14 protein-coding genes and 1 pseudogene are annotated in these 17,298 nt (G+C 71.7%); 5 read left to right on the top strand and 10 right to left on the bottom strand.

The features are described 5' to 3' along the window. Positions 1 to 557 precede the first annotated feature (557 nt). The 5 genes and pseudogenes from CLM62_RS11675 to CLM62_RS11655 all read left to right on the top strand — a co-directional run. A pseudogene (locus CLM62_RS11675) lies at positions 558 to 1,306 on the top strand (transketolase C-terminal domain-containing protein); the annotation flags it as partial. A 35-nt stretch (positions 1,307 to 1,341) separates the two neighbouring features. Further along, entirely contained in the window at positions 1,342 to 2,181 is an 840-nt protein-coding gene (locus CLM62_RS11670) for a shikimate dehydrogenase (protein WP_095749757.1), read from the top strand. Positions 2,182 to 2,316: 135 nt separating this feature from the next. Beyond that, positions 2,317 to 4,248 (top strand): GAF domain-containing protein, encoded by a 1,932-nt coding sequence (locus tag CLM62_RS11665; protein WP_095749756.1) that lies wholly within the window; start codon positions 2,317 to 2,319, stop codon positions 4,246 to 4,248. A gap of 141 nt (positions 4,249 to 4,389) precedes the next feature. Further along, positions 4,390 to 4,815 carry a hypothetical protein gene (locus CLM62_RS52680; protein ID WP_179382051.1) on the top strand — a complete coding sequence of 142 codons (426 nt, stop codon included), beginning with the start codon at positions 4,390 to 4,392 and terminating at the stop codon, positions 4,813 to 4,815. A gap of 41 nt (positions 4,816 to 4,856) precedes the next feature. Next, on the top strand, positions 4,857 to 5,939 hold the full coding sequence (locus tag CLM62_RS11655) for a CE1758 family FMN-dependent luciferase-like monooxygenase (RefSeq protein ID WP_095749754.1): 1,083 nt from the start codon (positions 4,857 to 4,859) through the stop codon (positions 5,937 to 5,939). Between the two features lie 51 nt (positions 5,940 to 5,990). Here CLM62_RS11655 and CLM62_RS11650 read toward each other — a convergent pair whose 3' ends face one another. The 10 genes from CLM62_RS11650 to CLM62_RS11605 all read right to left on the bottom strand — a co-directional run bounded on the left by CLM62_RS11650 (position 5,991) and on the right by CLM62_RS11605 (position 17,247). Continuing rightward, positions 5,991 to 7,220 carry a transposase gene (locus tag CLM62_RS11650; RefSeq protein ID WP_095749753.1) on the bottom strand — a complete coding sequence of 410 codons (1,230 nt, stop codon included), beginning with the start codon at positions 7,218 to 7,220 and terminating at the stop codon, positions 5,991 to 5,993. A gap of 265 nt (positions 7,221 to 7,485) precedes the next feature. After that, positions 7,486 to 8,670: a chorismate synthase gene (gene aroC, locus CLM62_RS11645; protein ID WP_095749752.1), complete on the bottom strand. Its 1,185-nt coding sequence runs from the start codon at positions 8,668 to 8,670 to the stop codon at positions 7,486 to 7,488. Then, positions 8,667 to 9,869, bottom strand: a complete 1,203-nt coding sequence (locus CLM62_RS11640; protein ID WP_095749751.1) for a 3-hydroxybenzoate 6-monooxygenase — start codon at positions 9,867 to 9,869, stop codon at positions 8,667 to 8,669. Before CLM62_RS11640 ends, aroC begins: the two co-directional genes overlap by 4 nt. 46 nt (positions 9,870 to 9,915) lie before the next feature. Then, positions 9,916 to 11,211: a 3-phosphoshikimate 1-carboxyvinyltransferase gene (gene aroA / locus CLM62_RS11635; RefSeq protein WP_095749750.1), complete on the bottom strand. Its 1,296-nt coding sequence runs from the start codon at positions 11,209 to 11,211 to the stop codon at positions 9,916 to 9,918. Continuing rightward, complete coding sequence (locus CLM62_RS11630) at positions 11,208 to 12,284, bottom strand: transaldolase family protein (RefSeq protein ID WP_095749749.1); 1,077 nt, start codon at positions 12,282 to 12,284, stop codon at positions 11,208 to 11,210. The genes aroA and CLM62_RS11630 overlap by 4 nt, the downstream gene beginning before the upstream one ends. Positions 12,285 to 12,481: 197 nt before the next feature. After that, positions 12,482 to 12,997 carry a shikimate kinase gene (locus tag CLM62_RS11625; protein WP_095749748.1) on the bottom strand — a complete coding sequence of 172 codons (516 nt, stop codon included), beginning with the start codon at positions 12,995 to 12,997 and terminating at the stop codon, positions 12,482 to 12,484. 548 nt (positions 12,998 to 13,545) lie between these two features. Next, positions 13,546 to 13,887: a hypothetical protein gene (locus tag CLM62_RS11620; RefSeq protein ID WP_095749747.1), complete on the bottom strand. Its 342-nt coding sequence runs from the start codon at positions 13,885 to 13,887 to the stop codon at positions 13,546 to 13,548. After that, complete coding sequence (locus CLM62_RS11615; protein ID WP_095749746.1) at positions 13,875 to 15,767, bottom strand: anthranilate synthase family protein; 1,893 nt, start codon at positions 15,765 to 15,767, stop codon at positions 13,875 to 13,877. The genes CLM62_RS11620 and CLM62_RS11615 overlap by 13 nt, the downstream gene beginning before the upstream one ends. A gap of 27 nt (positions 15,768 to 15,794) precedes the next feature. Continuing rightward, entirely contained in the window at positions 15,795 to 16,454 is a 660-nt protein-coding gene (locus CLM62_RS11610; protein WP_095749745.1) for an isochorismatase family protein, read from the bottom strand. Between the two features lie 22 nt (positions 16,455 to 16,476). Next, entirely contained in the window at positions 16,477 to 17,247 is a 771-nt protein-coding gene (locus tag CLM62_RS11605; protein ID WP_095749744.1) for a 2,3-dihydro-2,3-dihydroxybenzoate dehydrogenase, read from the bottom strand. Between the last annotated feature and the right edge of the window lie 51 nt (positions 17,248 to 17,298).

Raw genomic sequence — 17,298 nt, 5'->3', positions numbered from 1 at the left:
CGGCGGATCAGGTCGCAGGAAAGCGGCGGCGCCCAATCAACGCAGGTGAGCGGGGCCTGGTGCGTCGAGCTGCAAGGCGGAGGAGGGCGTCGACGCGGAGCGTCGGCAACCGACGACAACGCCGCAGCTCGGCGTGCCAGGCCCCGCGTCTGCGGCATGATCCGCCGGACAGGGCCTAGGGGCGGATGCGTGCCTGTATGCGTCGTGCCGCGTAGGTGTCCGTTGCCCGCGCCGCTCGGCCGGGTCGTCCACAGGCGGCAGACGTGCGGCCACCGGCGGCCCGCCGACCGCGCAGGGCCTTCCCGCGGGCGGGACTTGATGGACTGGCGGGCGACCTGACGGAGCTGTCGGCGGAGCGTTGGCAGTGATCGCGAGGTCCACCAGGATGGCGCTCCGGTGGGTGCCGTGCCCGGTCCGTGGCAACGACAGGGACTTTGTGTGACCCCTCTCTTCCTGTTTCTTCCTGGCGTGCGGCTCTCCCTCCACCGACCTCTCCCGACAAGGAGCCCTGAGCCTCGTGAAACACCAGGACACCAGCGCCTCGTCCGCCGCCTTCGCCCTACGGCGGAACGTTCCTGGTCTTCTCCGACTACATGCGGCCGGCGGTGCGGCTCGCGGCGATGATGAGGCTTCCCGTCACCTTCGTGTGGACCCACGACTCCATCGGCCTGGGCGAGGACGGGCCCACCCACCAGCCCGTCGAGCACCTCTGGTCGCTGCGGGGCATCCCCGGCCTGGACGTCGTCCGCCCCGCCGACGCGGGCGAGACGGTCGCGTCTGGCGCGGCGTCCTCGAACGCACCGACCGGCCCGCCGGACTGTGCCTGAGCCGGCAGAGCCTGCCGGTGCTCGACCGCGGGGAGGGCAGCGGGCTGGCCCCGGCCGACGAAGCGGTCCGCGGCGGGTACGTCCTCGCCGACGCCGAGGGTGGCAGCCCGGACGCGGTCATCGTCGCCACCGGCAGCGAGGTGCACATCGCGCTCGCGGCCCGGGAGGTCCTGCGCGAGGAAGGGACCGACACGCGCGTGGTGTCCATGCCGTGCCTGGAATGGTTCCTGGAGCGGAGCCAGGCCTACCGCGACGCGGTCCTGCCGCCCGAGGTGACGGCGCGCGTCTTCGTGGAGGCGGGCACCGCACTCGGCTGGTACGCCCTGCTCGGCTCCGCCGGAGAGACCGTCGCCCTCGACCAGTTCGGTGCCTCGGCTCCCCCCGAGGCGCTGTACCGCCAGTTCGGCTTCACCGCGGACAAGGTCGCGGCTGCGGTACGCACCAGCCTGAAGCGGGCCCGACGGGCCGAGCGCGCCTGACACACCCGCCCCGCAGCACAGGAAGGAACCAACCGATGACGACCCGCCGACACGCCGCGGTTCTGGGATCCCCCATCACACACTCGCTCTCCCCCGTACTGCACCGCACCGCCTACCGCGAACTTGGCCTGGACGACTGGACGTACGACAGCCACGACGTCGACGAGAGCGCTCTGGAGTCCTTCCTCGGCAGCCTGGACGACAGTTGGGCGGGCCTGTCGCTGACCATGCCGCTGAAGCGGGCCGTGCTTCCGCTGCTCGACTCCGTGACGGACACCGTGCGATCCGTGCAGGCCGTCAACACCGTGCTCCGCACGGCAGACGGCAGGAAGGAGGGCGACAACACCGACATCCCCGGCATGACCTCGGCGCTGCGCGAACGGGGCATCACACACGCCGGACACGCGGCCGTCCTCGGGGCGGGAGCCACCGCGGCCTCCGCCCTGGCGGCCCTGGCACGCATGGGGACACGCGACGTCACGGCCTACGTGCGCAGCGAGGCCCGGGCGGCCGAGATGGGCCGGTGGGGCGAGCGGCTCGGACTGACCGTGCGCACGGTCGCCTGGCATCGGGCGGCCCACGCGCTGAACGCGCCCCTCGTCATCTCGACCACCCCCGCCCGGGCCACCGACGCCCTGGCCGACTCTGTACCTGACAAGCCGGGTGTGCTCTTCGACGTGCTGTACAGTCCCTGGCCCACCCGGCTCGCACACCACTGGCAGTCCCGGGGCGGAACCGTCGTGGGCGGCCTCGACCTGCTGGTGCACCAGGCCGTGCTTCAGGTGGAGATGATGACGGGCCGGCGCCCGGCACCGGTGCACGCCATGCGCGCCGCAGCCGAGCGGGCCCTCGACGCCCGTACGCAGCTGGTCTGACCGCGGTGCTCCGCCCCTGCCGGGCACCGCCCCCGGGCCGCAGGCTCCCCGACCAGCGGTGGTTGACTCCTCAATCACGGTCTGCCTAGGTTCGGAGCTCTAAGCGCGAAATGGCAGGCCAGCGGGGGAAATGCGATGACCGACGCAGTAGACACAGACCGTCCGGACCCGCTCACCGTGCTCCGGCTCCTCGCCGAAGAGGTGCCGTCCCACCGCTTCGAGGAATTACTGCTGCGTGCGGACCAGACATGCTCCGCACACGAGCGGGACCGGCTGGAACAGGCGGTCCGGCTGGCGCATGTCATCCATGCCTCGCAGCACCGCCGTCGGCAGCGCGAGGACGGGCTCGCCGAACTCGTCGACACCGCCCGCGACATGACGCACCCGCACGACCTGGGCGAGCTGATGCGGGTCATCAGCCGCCGCGTCAAGCGGATCATCAAGGCGGACATGGCGTGCATCGGTCTGCCCGAGGACGACGGAACCTTGCGTCTGCACGCCGTCGACGGCGCGACCACCGGTCTGTGGGCAGAGGTGCGCCTGGCCATGGGTTCGGGACAGCAGGCCATGACCACCGGCGCCCCGCTGTGGACGGCCGACTATCTGAACGACGACCGGTTCGAGCACAGCCCGCAGGCCGACGAGCTGGTACGAGCGGAAGGCATCAGGTCACTGCTCGCCGTGCCGCTCGTGCACGGCGACGGCACGCTGGGGGTCCTGTTCTGCGCGAGCCGCACCGTGCGGCATCTCACCCCTGACGAGATCGGTCTGGCGTGTTCGCTGGCCGCGCTGGGCGCCCTGGCGCTCAAGCGCGCGGAGCGGCTTCAGGACGCCAGCGACGAGGTCAGCGAACTCGAATCCGACGGTTTTCGTACCCGTACCGCCCTGGCCAGGCTGCAACAGCTGGCCGACGTCAGAAGCCACCTGATGGGGCTGTTGCTCTCCGGCGCGGACCTCGACATCCTGGCGCAGGCCGCCGCCGACGCGCTGGACGGCACCGTGCAGCTGCGCAATCCCGCGGGCCTGATCATCACCGCCACCGCGCACCTGCCCGACCTGGACGACAACGCGGTGACCGAGGTGTCCTGGGACGCCCAGGCGCAGCGCACCCCGATGATGCAGGGCGAGGACACCTGGGTGGCCCCCGTGGTGGCGGGCGCGGAGAACCTGGGGTTCGCCGTCCTGCGCCCCGCCACCCCGCTGATCGGCGAGGACGAGCGGCTGCTGTACCTCATCACCCAGATCTTCGCGCTCCAGCTGCTCCTCCAGCACGGCACGGCCGCGGCGGAAGGGCCCGTGCACGACGAGCTGTTCGACGAACTGATCGCCCTGCCCTCCGGCGGGTCGCGGCGGGCACACCGCGTCGAGCAGCGTCTGAGCAGGGCCGGCCTGGACCCGGCAGCGCCTCATGTCCTGCTGGCCGTACGCATAGAGGGCGGGTCACACGGACGCGCGATGATGTGGGCCTCTTCCTACGCCCACAGGCAGGGCGGTCTCAAGACCGCCCGAGACGGCAACATCGTGCTGCTGTTGCCCGGCACGGACGCCTCGGACACGGCGCGCTCGGTGGCCGACGAACTGTCCGCGGTGCTGGGCCATCCGGTGACCGTGGGCGCGTCCGGACCCGGCCGCGGGCCCACGGAAGCGGGCCGGCTCCACCAGGAGGCGGTGCGCTGCCTGGAGGCGCTGACCACCCTCGACGCCATCGGGAGCGCCGCGGCGCCGGACGACCTCGGCTTCGTGGGACTCCTGCTGTCCGAGGGCCACGATGTGGGCGGCTTCATCGAGAACTCGATCGGGCCGCTCTTGGCCTACGACCGGGAGAACGACACCGATCTGGTGAAGACGCTCGAGGCGTACTTCGCCACGGGCGCCAGCCCGAGCAAGGCCGCCGACACCCTCCATATCCACGCCAACACCGTGTCACGGCGCCTGGAGCGGGTCACCGCGCTCCTGGACCCGCAGTGGCAGCAGCCCGGCCGGGCACTGGACATCCAACTCGCCCTGCGGATCCACCGGATGAGGGCTTTGCTGCGAGCAGACACCGCCGGCGCACCCCACGCCTGACACACCAGTCTGGTTCCGTCGGCTCTTCGGGGCCACGGCGGGCAACCAGATCTGTCAGGTCGAAGAGCGCCGCCGCCCCGACGTGACGTATTCGCCGGCGCGGACGGTGGCACGGCGGCGTTGATCACTAGCTTGACGTGGATGAAGACACGCATACATGTGGGCACCAGTACGGGTCATGGTTCGTACGACGTACGCGTGGGCCGCGGCCTGTTGCACGAACTGGCCGACGCGCCGACCGGCTCGGGCGACAGGGCCCCCTCGCGCGTGGCCGTCCTGCATCCGCCCAAGCTGCGCATGGTGTTCGCGGCCGAACTCGGCGGCTTGGCGGGCCTTTCGGACGACGCCGTGGTGCGGCGCCACCGGTCCGTGCTCAGCGCGGTCGGCCTGCCCTTGCACCACCGCGGCGGGCGGTGGCCCGATCTGCTGGAGGCCATGCGGGTGGACAAGAAGTCCCGAGGGAACACACCGCGCTTCATCGTCCTCGACGGCATCGGGCGCACTCGTGTCCTCAAGGATCCGGCTCCGGACCGGCTCGCCGCCGCCTGGGCACGGGTGTCCGGCTGACCGGCTGACCTCGGATCGCACACAACGAACGAAAGGACGTCATGCAGTTCGGGATCTTCTCCGTGGGCGATGTCACGCCAGATCCGGAAACCGGCCGGGCCGTCAGCGAGCACGAGCGGATCAAGGCGATGGTCACCATCGCGCTCAAGGCGCAAGAGGTGGGATTCGATGTCTTCGCCACCGGGGAGCACCACAATCCGCCGTTCGTACCGTCCTCCCCGACGACCTTCCTCGGCTACGTCGCAGCGCGTACGAAGCACCTGATCCTGTCCACCTCGACCACCCTCATCACCACCAACGACCCAGTGAAGATCGCTGAGGACTACGCCATGCTCCAGCACCTCGCGCAGGGACGCGTGGACGTGATGCTCGGGCGTGGCAACACCGGCCCCGTCTACCCCTGGTTCGGCCAGGACATCCGGCAGGGTATCCCCCTCGCCGTCGAGAACTACGGGCTGCTGCACCGGCTGTGGCGGGAGACGGACGTCGACTGGGAGGGAAGGTTCCGCGCGCCGTTGCGCGGATTCACCTCGACCCCCCGCCCCCTCGCGGGAGTTCCCCCCTTCGTCTGGCACGGTTCCATCCGCTCGCCGGAGATCGTCGAGCAGGCCGCCGTCCACGGTGACGGCTTCTTCGCCAATCACATCTTCTGGCCCGCGGCGCACACCAAGAAGATGGTCGCGCTCTTCCGCAGGCGGTTCGCCCACCACGGACACGGCACACCCGAGCAGGCCATCGTGGGCCTGGGCGGGCAGACATTCGTCCGGCGCCGTTCCCAGGACGCGGTCAGGGAGTTCAGGCCGTACTTCGACCACTCGCCGGTCATGGGCGGCGGTGTTCCCCTGGAGGACTACATGGCGGCCACACCGCTGAGCGTCGGATCGCCCCAGGAAGTCATCGACAAGACACTGACCTTCCGTGAGTACTGCGGCGACTACCAGCGCCAGCTGTTCAACGTCGACGCCAACGGACTGCCCCTGAAAACCGTTCTGGAACAGCTCGACATCCTGGGCGAAGAGGTCATCCCCGTGCTGCGCAAGGAGTTCGAGCGACTGCGTCCACCGGGCACGCCCGCGGCCCCGGAACACCCGGCGGCGCGGCGCGGGAGGGCGGCGGCACACTGACGACGGCACGGCGCCCCCCGGCCCTGTCCGGACAGCACACCTAGGGACCGGTCAGGCACGGACCAGCCGTCCGGCCCGCCGCGGCGCGTACTCCGCGGCTTGCAGGGCGATCGCCGTGTGCGCCACGGAGGCCAGAGTCATGTGGCGGTGCCAGCCGCGGAATGAACGCCCCGCGAAGTCGCGCAGCCCGGCCCGCTCACCGATGCGTTCGCAGTCCCGCTCGACCCGGCCGGCCAGCTTCGCGGTGCGAACCAGCGACGCGGCCGACATCTGCGGCAGGCAGGTGAGCCAGAGGGCGGAGGGCGGCCGCGCCGGATCGGCCCACTCACCCACCAGGAACAGCCGCTGGGGCGTCCCGGTGGCGGGACCGGGCAGCGCGACGGGGACTTTCGCCGCCCAGGAGGCGCGGGGGGTGTGCGGCTCAGCCGCGTCGTGCCAGGCGGCGGGCACGCGCATCCCCTTGAGCAGTTCGAGGATCCGCCGCGCGGGCAGCGCCCCGGCTCGGTGGCCGGGCAGCGCCTGGTCGGCGACGGACAGCAGGCACGAGGGGCTGATCCGGGTGAGGAAGGGCACGCCGCCCGATGTGAGACGGCGGGTCGCGGCGGCTACGTCGCCGCGGCGCAGATCGAGGACGGCGGGCCGGCGCGGGATGTCCCACATCCGCGCCATGTCCAGGGCGACGGACACGGCGCACTCCTCCGCGCTCTCCGGCGCCGTTCTCTCGGGCACCTCCGCCCGCGCGCGCCGCTCGGAGTCGTTGATCCAGCTCTCGGGCAGAACCATCCGCCAGTTGACGGGGGCGCTCAGCGTCGTGGAGGCGAGCCAGGCGCCGGTCACCTGCTGGCCGCGGACGACCTGCCCCAGGTGTGGGGCGAACTGCTGGTCCACGCCCACCGAGTACTTGCCTGCCTTGGGGATGTGCATCGGCTGTATCACCCACGCCTGCGGCGCGATGGTGTGTTCCAGATAGTCGGCCAGCGCGGCGCGCAGGGGGTGCCAGTCCCAGGTGGAGCTGGCGATGAAGTGGTGCAGGCTCTGCTCCAGGCCGGGCCGCCCCAGATGGGCGGCGATGTTACGGATGGACTTGCGGCCCTGGGTGGTCAGCAGCCCGCGCAGGTAGTGCTCCGCCCGGCGCCGCTGGTCCTTTCTGCCCAGGAGGGAGAATAAGGCGGCACCCAGCTCCGCGACGATGTCGTCGGGCGCCTCACCATCGGGGGAGACAGAGCGCTTGTGGGGCACGGAGTGGGCGGGGTCGCATTTCCCGAGGACGGTCGTGTTCACGTTGCTCCAGCCATGTTCGGGCAGCCCTGTTCGGCTGCATAAGCACCATGGCTGGCGCGGCCCCGGGACGACGAGGTGCTCCTGGCACCCGAATGTGCCGGATGCTGCGTGGAGGGCCACCGGTGGGCGGCGTACGGGCACCGTGCCCTTCAGTACGGTTGACGCCTGGTATACGGAGCATTGCGTCGTTCACCCGGGGGGTGTGGCCGGACCACCGTCAACACGGGTGGGTGTGGGGGCCGCGCCCCACACCCACCCGCCGGCCTCAGCGTATGGTCAGGTGCTCGACGTACGACTGAGCGTTGCGGCGGGTCTCCACCACACTGTCGCCGGCGAACTTCTCCGCCACCGCGTCCGCCAGCACCAGCGCGACCATGGCCTCGGCGACGATCCCGGCCGCGGGCACCGCGCACACGTCCGAACGCTGATGATGCGCCTGCGCCGTCTCACCCGTGGCCACGTCGATGGTGGCCAGCGCGCGCGGCACGGTCGCGATCGGCTTCATCGCGGCGCGCACCCGCAGCAGCTCACCCGAGGTCAGACCACCCTCCGTACCGCCCCCGCGACCCGAGGCACGCCTGACACCGTCTGAGGTGGCCACGATCTCGTCGTGCGCCTGCGAACCCGGCACCCGGGCCAGGTCGAAGCCGTCGCCGACCTCCACGCCCTTGATCGCCTGGATGCCCATGAGCGCGGCGGCGAGACGGGCGTCCAGCCTGCGGTCCCAGTGCACGTGGGAGCCGAGGCCGACCGGCACGCCGTACGCCAGCACCTCCACCACACCGCCGAGGGTGTCGCCGTCCTTGTGGGCCTGGTCGATCTCCGCGACCATCGCCTTCGACGCGTCGGCGTCCAGGCAGCGCACCGGGTCCGCGTCCAGCTTCTCCACGTCCGCCGGGGTCGGGTACACCCCGTACGGCGCCTTGGCCGAGGCCAGCTCGACGACATGGCTGACGATCTCGATGCCGGCCGTCTCCTTCAGATACGACCGGGCCACCGCGCCCAGGGCCACGCGGGCGGCGGTCTCCCGCGCGCTCGCCCGCTCCAGGACCGGCCGCGCCTCGTCGAACCCGTACTTCTGCATACCCGCCAAGTCGGCGTGGCCGGGTCGGGGCCGGGTCAAGGGCGCGTTACGGGCCAGATCCTCGAGCACGTCCGGATCGACCGGATCGGCCGCCATCACCTGCTCCCACTTCGGCCACTCGGTGTTCCCCACCATCACCGCGACCGGCGAGCCCAGCGTCAGCCCGTGCCGGACACCACCGAGGAAGGTCACCTCGTCCCGCTCGAACTTCATCCGCGCACCGCGCCCATGGCCAAGACGCCGCCGCGCCAGGTGGTCCGCCACCATCCGGGTGGTGACCGGAACACCGGCGGGCAGCCCCTCCAGCGTCGCCACCAGTGCGGGGCCATGCGACTCCCCTGCGGTCAGCCAGCGCAACCTGCTCAACGGTTTCCCCCGATGCCGCTGTCGGTGAAGGCCAGGTCGCCGTGGAGCCAGGAGACCTTCTCGTACATGTCCTGCTGCGACAGGCCGGAGAGCATCGCGTTGCGCACCTCGGCCTTCTCACCCGCCGGGTGGTACAGCTCGCTGCCCATGCGCCGGGCGATCAGCTGGGTCCGCCCCGCGCGTTCGCGGCGTGCGGCGTTGTACTTCTCCAGGCGCTGCACGACGTCGTCCTCCCCCACGGTCTCGGTCAGCTCGCCGAGGACCACGGCGTCCTCCAAGGCCTGGCACGCGCCCTGGGCCGCGTACTGCAGCATGGGGTGGGCGGCGTCACCGACCAGCGCGACCCGTCCGTCGGTCCAGGCCGGGACGGGGTCACGGTCGCACAGCACCCACTCGCGCCACCCCTCGCCGAGTTCGAGCAGGCGACGGGCGGTCGTGCCGATGCCGGGGAACCGGCCGAGCACGTGCGCGCGTTCGGCCTCCCGCCCGGCCACCGGCACAGTGGCCCCGTTGTCGCGGGTGACGGCGAGATTGAGGTACTTGCCGCCGCCGATGATGTAGTGCACGAAGTGCCACTTGGGGCCGGCCCACAGCGTGACCGTGTTCCAGCGCAGTTCCTCGGGCACCTTCTCGATCGGTATCACCGAGCGGTAGATGGTGTGGCCCGACACGCGCGGTTCACCGTCGCCCAGCATCTGCGCGCGCACCGTGGAGCGGATGCCGTCCGCGCCGATCAGCGCCGCGCCGTGGAAGGTCCGTCCGTCGGTGGTGTGCACCGTGACGCCCGCGGCGCTCTGCTCATAGCTCTCCACCGAAGCGTCGGCGACGAGTTCGACGGCGTCGAGCTCCTGGCAGGCGGTGAGCAGCGGCTGGTAAAGATCGCCGCGGTGCACCACGGCGTAAGGGTTGCCGAACCGGTCGCGGTAGGCCTCGGTCAGCTCCATGCCGGCGACCTTCTCGCCCGTGGTGCCGTCCATGAAGCACAGTTCATCGATGAACACGGCCTGTTCGCGCACGCCCTCGCCCACGCCGAGGCGGTCCAGGGCGTGGAAGGCGTTGGGGCCGAGCTGGATGCCGGCGCCGATCTCGGCGAAGGTGCCACGGCGTTCGAGCACGGTGACCCGGTGCCCGTTCCGGGCCAGCGACACAGCTGTGGCGAGCCCGCCGATGCCGCCCCCGGCGATCAGTATGTGCGTCATGTGAATCGTCAGATCCCTTCTGAGGCAAGGAAAGTGGTGGTCCGCGTCACGCAGAGACGCGGGCAGGTAGAGCCGGCAGCGGATGCCGCGGGAAGAGCCGGTGGAGCTCCTCGTGGAACCCGGGGAAGGTCTTGGCGACACAGCCGGGGTCGTCGAGCGTGAGATTCCTCGTGCGCAGATTCAGCACGGAGAACGCCATGGCGATGCGGTGGTCGCGGTGACAGGCGATCCGCGCAGGGTACGTGCTGCCGGGGTGCACCGTGATCCAGTCCCGGCCGGTGTCGGTGCGTACGCCCAGGGCGCGCAGGTTCCGGGCGACCGCCTCGATCCGGTCCGACTCCTTGAGCCGGGCATGGCCGATGCCGCGGATGGTCAGGGGCGCGTCGGCCAAGGGGGCGATCGCGGCCAGCGTCATGAACGTATCGGAGATGTCCCCCATGTCCACGGTGAAACCGCCCCTGAGCGTGCCGGTTCCGGTGACCGAGATCGCCTCCTCGCCGCGGTGCACACGGGCCCCGGCCCGCTCGAGCACCTCAGCGAACCGCACGTCGCCCTGGAGGCTGCCGCGGCCGAGACCGCGCACGGTCACGGTGCGCCCGGTGACAGCCGCGGCGGCGAGGAAGTACGAAGCGGTGGAGGCATCCGGCTCGACCCCTAGATCGGCGGCCCGGTAGCCGGTGGGACGGATGGCGAACTCGCCCGGGGTGTTCTCGGCCACGTCGGCGCCGAAGTGCCGCATCAGCGCGAGCGTCATGTCGACGTAGGGGCGGCTGACCAGTTCGCGCACCCCGAGCAGCAGCCCGCCGCGCAGCAGCGGGCCCGCCATCAGCAGCCCGCTGAGGAACTGGCTGCTGAGGCTGCCGTCGACCTCCAGCGCGCCGCCGTCCAAGCCCTGGGCGCGTACCCGCAGCGGCAGCGTGCCTCCCGGTCCGGTGTGTACCTCGGCACCCAGGCGGCGCAGCGCGTCGGCGAGCGGTGCCACGGGGCGGGCCGTGAGCTGGTCGCTGCCCGTGAAGACGAAGTCACCGTGGCCGGCGGCGGCCAGCGGTGGCAGGAAACGTGCGGCGGTGCCCGCGTCCGCGCACCAGATACGGCCGGTGCCCTTCGGGCCGCGTCCCAGCCCGGTCACCTGCCAGGCGCCGTCGTCGTCCGATGGCTGGACCCGGGCGCCCAGATCGCCGAGCGCTCGGCGGAAAGCCATGGTGTCGTCGCTGATCAGCGGAGTGGCGAGCACACTGGTCCCGTCCGCCGCGGCGGCGAGCAGGAGTGCTCTGTTGGTCAGTGACTTCGAGCCGGGAACACGGGCGTGAAGCGAGTCGGGCGGCGAGGGGACGGTGGTCATCGCTGTCCTTTGTCGAGTACGGCCGTCACCTGTGCGGCCAGGCGGTCCCACCGAGTGGCGGCGGTGACGGCCCAGCGGGCATCAAGAGCGGCGCTGATGGTCCGCAACGGCACGGAGAACCAAGCGAGATGGGACAGAGTGCGGTGGGCGTCGCCGTAGTGCGCGCCGGACCACCGCACCGACGGGAGATCCTTGGTGAGGGCGAAAGCCGAGCGCAGCGCGACCGCCGTGCCCGGTGCCGCCAGGGGCGGGCGGGCCCCGGCCACGGGGACCCCTGGTGCGGTGGCCTCGCACCACAGCAGCCGCGGCAGCGGGGCGCCGCGGTCGCGAAGCGCCTGCCAGCGGGGGGAGTCGAAGGTGTCCAGGGCCTGTTCGTGGATGACCTGCGCGAGCGCTCGGGCCACGCTGCCGCGCAGCGCCTTGGCCTCCTCGCCGCCCGCCCGGTCCAGCAGCGCGTCCACCGCGCACTCCACGGCGCCGACGCCGACGGACACCAGCGCGGCGGGTGGCGTGTGCCCGGCGTCGACCGCCTGTTCCAGGCCCTCCAGGCAGAAGCGCAGCGCCTGCTGGGCGCGGTCCGTGGTGTGCAGGGGGCCGATGCCCGCGTTCAGCCCCTCGGCGAGCGCGTCGCGCATCGCGCGCAGCCCGGCATCGGTGGCCGGCAGCACGGGGACGAGCTGGTCCGTGGCCACGTCCCGGTGGAGGGTCCGTACGGCGGCCAGCATCTGTCCCGGCGTGTGCGCGCACCGCGGATCGACCTCCACGGCGAGATGTCCCAGGCGCCCCCCACTGTTCCGGCGCACCTCGTGCAGCAGACGGGAGCCGAGCCGCAGCCGGTCGAGGACCAAGGCGTGCACCGCGTCGCGGACGCCGTGGCGGGTGAGGTGGTGCAGCCGGTGGTCCGCCGTCCGGTCGAGCGGGGCAGGGCCCAGCAGGACGCCGGTGATCCGGTGGCCTTGCGGCACAGTCGGCAGGTCCTCGTGGTGCAGGCCGTCCCACCACAGTTCCGGCCCGGACAGCGGTGTCGTGTCGCCGCGCCGCGTCGGTCGGGCCAGGGCGGTGCGCGCGCTCACGAGGCCGGGCTCGGGCGGCCGGCGGGCCGGCTCAGCGGGTCAGGGGCAGGGAAGGGCATCGGTGGTTCTCCTCAAGGGTGTGTTCCGTTTGTGGCCTGCGCCACGAACGGCCTTGTACGGCAAGGCTGTCGGGGGGCGGACCGCTGCTCCGGCGCAGTCGGCCGGTGGTCAAGTCGCCTCCGATCGCTGGTGTCCGATCAGCGGGTGGCTGGAGCGAGCACGGTGGCGATCTCTTCGGCGATCTCGTGCGGATCACGGTCTTCGGCGCGCACCGACACGACCGCCAGCCGCCGGTACAGGGGCAGCCGGGCGCGCATCAGCAGCGCGAGGCGGATCCGGGGGTCCCCGTCGAGAAGGGGCCGGTCGCCGTCGGCCCGGACCCGGTGCTCGAGCGTGTCCAGGCCGACCCACAGGTGCACCACACGGCACCCGCGCAGCCGGGCCCGGGTGCCCTCGTGCAGCACCGCGCCGCCGCCCAGCGCGAGCACACCGTCGTGCTCGGCCAGGGCGGCGGTGACCGCTTGGTGCTCCAGGAGACGGAAGGCTGCCTCGCCCTTCTCCCGCAGTACCTCGGGTGTGGGTTTGCCGGCCAGACGGGCCACATCGTGGTCGGTGTCACGGAAAGAGACACCCAGCAGGCCGGCCAGCGCCCGGCCGACTGACGTCTTGCCCGCACCGGGCATGCCGATCAGGATCGTCGCAGGTCCTGTCATGGGGGTGTTGCCTTTCGCGTCAAGGGGGCATGGAGCCGCAGTGGGGGAGGGCGGGCGCGCGGGGCCCGGCCGCGGTCTCGTGGGGTACGGGTCACGGGCCTTGTGGGATACGGGGCCACGTGGGATACGGGGCCACGTGGGGTACGGGCCACGGGCCGCGTGGGATACGGGCCGCGTGGGTACGGGCAAACGGGCCGCGTGGGGTGCGGGCCATGGGCGGCCGACGGCGTTCGCGGGCCGGTGCGGAGCGTGGGCCCGGCCCCGGGCCGCCTGCTGACGGTGCCGCGTGCCGCGCCCGGGCCACGTCCGCCCGGCACAGTGGCGTGCGGGGACCGACCCTGTGCCGCGGGGTCCGTGGTCGGTCACGGACCCCGCGGCAGTCGGGATGTCCGGCCGTCGCCGACACGGGAGTGGCCCGAGCGGCACACACGGGTTCGGCGGAAACTTCATCGAGGGCCGACCGCGCCGGCGCCGAGCCGGGACGTCCGAGTCCGTCACTGCCTGCCGCCCCGCCGGTGTGCGGGGTGACCGGCAGGCCCGGCGGCCGGTCAGCCGGCGTCCGGTGTGAGCGCCAGTCCCCGCCCGGAGAGCGCGGCAAGGGCGAAGTCGCCCTCGACGGTGGCTTCCACGTCGAAGGCGTGCCGCTCGGTGGGCGGATAGCCGATCAGCTCGGCAGCCCGGTTCGGCACGGGAGCCGTGGCCGCCTGGCGCGACTCCCACAGCAGCACCGCCCCCCACCGGTTGGCGGCCTCGTCCGAGATCCAGAACTTCAGCCGCAGCCCGGCCATACGGGAGAAGCGGTCCACCGCCTCCTCGCGCAGAAAGTCACGCAGGGACTCGATGGTCTGCCGCGAGCGGTCCAGGTCCCACCAGACGATCATCGCGTGCATGTGCCGGCCACCTCCGTCAGGAGCGAACCGATGATGCGCGGCCCGTCCACGGTCAGGACGGACTCAGCGTGAAACTGCATCGAGGCGAAGCCCGGGGCGCGCAGCGCGTGCACTTCGCCCGTCGCCGCGTCCCGGCTCACCTCGACCGTGCCGTACACCGGGTGTTCGAAGCGGTCGGCGTCGCTGCGGGCGGCGAAGGTGTTGTAGAAACCCGCCCGCTCGGTGCGGCCGAACAGGTCGATCTCGTGCTGGGCGCCCTGGTTGGGGGCCGGGCGGCGCAGCAGGTCCAGACCGAGGAGCGTGCTCAGCACCTGATGGCTCAGGCACACCGCGAGGAACGGCCGCTTCTCTTCCAGGAGCTGGGCCACCGCTGCCCGCAGATGGGCGATCTTCGGGTGGGCGATCTCGCGCGGGTCGCCCGGCCCCGGGCCCATGACCACCAAGTCGTGCGCGTCGAAGTCGTACCGCTCGTCGAAGCGTCGCACGGCCACCTCGCAGCCCAGCGAACGGATCTGGTGGGCGATCATCTCGGTGAATGTGTCCTCGGCGTCGACGATCAGCACCTTGCGCCCGGCCAGTGGCCCGGTGGTCCCGCCCGGATCGGCCGCCTCCTGGAGCCAGAACCGTGCGATGCCGTCGTTGCGGGAGCCGAGCGCCTCGCGTACCGCCGGGTGGGACCTGTACCGGGTGGGCTCGGCGTCCCCGAGCGCGGCCAGCAGACCCGCGGCCTTGGCGCGCGTCTCCTGCACCTCGGAGGCGGGGTCGGAGTGCCGCACGAGTGTCGCTCCGACCCCGATGCGCATCAGTCCGTCCGCGTCGATGTCAGCGGTGCGGATCAGGATCGAGGAGTCCAGCGTGCGCCCGCCGGCGGCGTCGCGTCCGACAAGGGCGGCCACACCGCTGTAGTAGCCGCGCCCCTGCGGCTCGTAGCGGCTGATGACCCGGGCCGCGCTCTGAAGCGGGGAGCCGGTCACCGTCGGCGCGAACAGGGTCTCGCGCAGGATGTCGCGGACATCGCGGTCGGTGCGGCCCTCGATGAAGTACTCGGTGTGCGCCAAGCGCGCCATCTCCTTCAGATACGGCCCCCGCACCCGGCCGCCCGCGGGGCAGATCCGGCCCATCATCTTCAGCTCTTCGTCGACGACCATGTACAGCTCGTCGGTTTCCTTCTCATCGGCGAGGAAGTCCAGCACGCCATCCAGGTCGGGGCCGGAGGACGGGTAGCGGTAGGTGCCGCTGATGGGGTTCATCACGGCGTTGTTGTCGTGGACGCTGATGTGCCGCTCGGGGGTGGCGCCCACGAGCGTGCGCTCGCCGGTGTGGATGAGGAATGTCCAGTACGCGCCCGCTTCCCGCTCCACCAGACGGCGAAAGAACGACAGGGCCGCGGCGCTGTCGAAGTCGGGCAGCTGGGCGGTGAAGGACCGTTTCATCACGAAGTTGGCGCCCTCGCCGGTGCCGATCTCGTCGGCGACGACGCGGCGCACGGTTTCGGCGTAGGCGTCGTCGTCGACGTCGAAGTGCTCCTCGGTCAACTTCACCGGGTCGTCGGGGAGCAGTGCGAGGCTCTCGCGCAGCGGCAGCGAGGCCTGTTCGCGCACGCGCATCGCCAGCAGCGGTGTGCCGTCGTCGGGGGCGGCGAAGCCGCGTTCGGCCAGCTGCCGGTACGGGATGAGAGCCAGCAGCTCGTGGTGGGCGCCAGTGCCTTCCCCCTCCTCGAGTTCGAGGTCGGCGAGCGTGTCGGCCCGCGTCACCTCACCGGTCAGCAGCTCAAGGGTGTCCGGTCCTGCGGTCTCGGGACGGTGCAGCAGCGTGAATGCCTCCGCCGAACCGTCAAGGATGCGCGCCAGCAGGCGCTGAGCGTCCTCGTTCCTTGCCATGGTGTGGGTCCTTTCGCCGGCGACGGCTCAGTGAGCCGTCGCGGTGGCCGCGTCGAGTTCGGTCAGCACCGCCTGGGACGTAACGACCTTGGCGGCGCGCTCGGCGGCGTAGGTGAGTGCCAGCTGGTGGTAGTGGGCGGAGAAGTCGGCCACCGCGTCGGCCACCAGGAACGTCTGGATGTCGTTCGTGTACGCCTCCACCGCGGTCATCAGGACGCCCACATGCGCGTACACCCCGCAGACGACCAGCTGGTCGCGGCCGTGGGAGCGCATCCGCTCCAGCAGGTCCGACTTGAAGAAGGCGCTGTAGCGCCACTTGGTGAAGGTCCAGTCGCCGTCGTCCGGCTCCAGCGGGGAGACCACCTTGCGGTGCTCGGGCGTGGGCCGCATGCCGGGTCCCCAGAAGTCCTTGAGCAGGCCCCGCTGTTCGGGCGTCATGCCGCCGGGCTGCGCGGTGTAGGCGACGGGGATGCCCAGCGCCTTGCACGACGCGCGCAGTTGTGCCGTGTTGTCCACCAGGGCCCGGCCGAGTTCGGTGCCGCGTGGGAACGGATTGAGGAAATACTCCTGCATGTCGTGCAGGAGCAGCACCGTGCGCCGCGGGTCCACCTGCCAGTCGACGGTGTTCTCGGGAAGCTGCTCGGCTGTGGGCATGGAGTAGGGCTGGACAGGGGGGATGCCGGGCATCGTCCGGTTGGTCCTTTCGTTGTCAGACACCGAGGGTGGCTCCGCCGTCCACGGTGAGTTCGTGCAGTGTGATGTGGCCCGCCTCGTCGGAGAGCAGGAACGCGACGGCCCGGGCGATGTCCTCGGGGAGGGCGACCTTGCCCAGCGGGATGCCCACCCGGTACCGCTCCGGACGGCCCGCCACGGAGGCCTGGGCGGCGGTGTCCGCGGTGTGCATGCCGCGCAGCATCGGGGTGTTGGTGGAGCCGGGGGCCACCACGTTGCAGCGGATGCCGTGCTGCGCCACTTCGAGGCCCAGGCACTTGGTGAACGCGGTCGCGGCGGCCTTGGACGCCGCGTAGGCCGCCATGTCGGCGCGGGCCGTGCCGGCCGCGTTCGAGGCGACGGTGACCAGAGCGCCACTGCCGCGCGGGATCATACGGTTGACCACGGCCCGCGACACGTGGAACACACCGGTGGCGTTGACAGCGAAGGTGGTGTTCCAGTCCTCGTCGGACAGGGTGTGCGCCTGGCCGAGGCGCAGCACACCCGCGGCGTTGACCAGGTATCGCACGGGCCCGAGCCGGGCCTCGACGTCATCGACGAGCTGCTCGACGGCCCTGCTCGAGGTGACGTCGGCGGCGAATTCGGTCACCGGGAGGCCGTCCCCGCGCAGCGTGGCCGCCGTCGCGGCCATCCGCTCGGGGTCACGGTCCACGGCCGCCACCGTCATGCCCTGCTCGGCCAGCAGCCGGGTGATGGCCTCTCCGATGCCGCCGGCCGCCCCCGTGACCAGGGCGAGGGTTTCTTGCACGTTCCAAACCTCCGTACGTGGTGTGCCGGTCGAAAACGATGGGCGGGCGCC

The organism is Streptomyces sp. SA15, from assembly GCF_002291145.1.
GTDB lineage: Bacteria > Actinomycetota > Actinomycetes > Streptomycetales > Streptomycetaceae > Streptomyces.
This window is presented reverse-complemented; position numbering and strand designations above follow the sequence as displayed.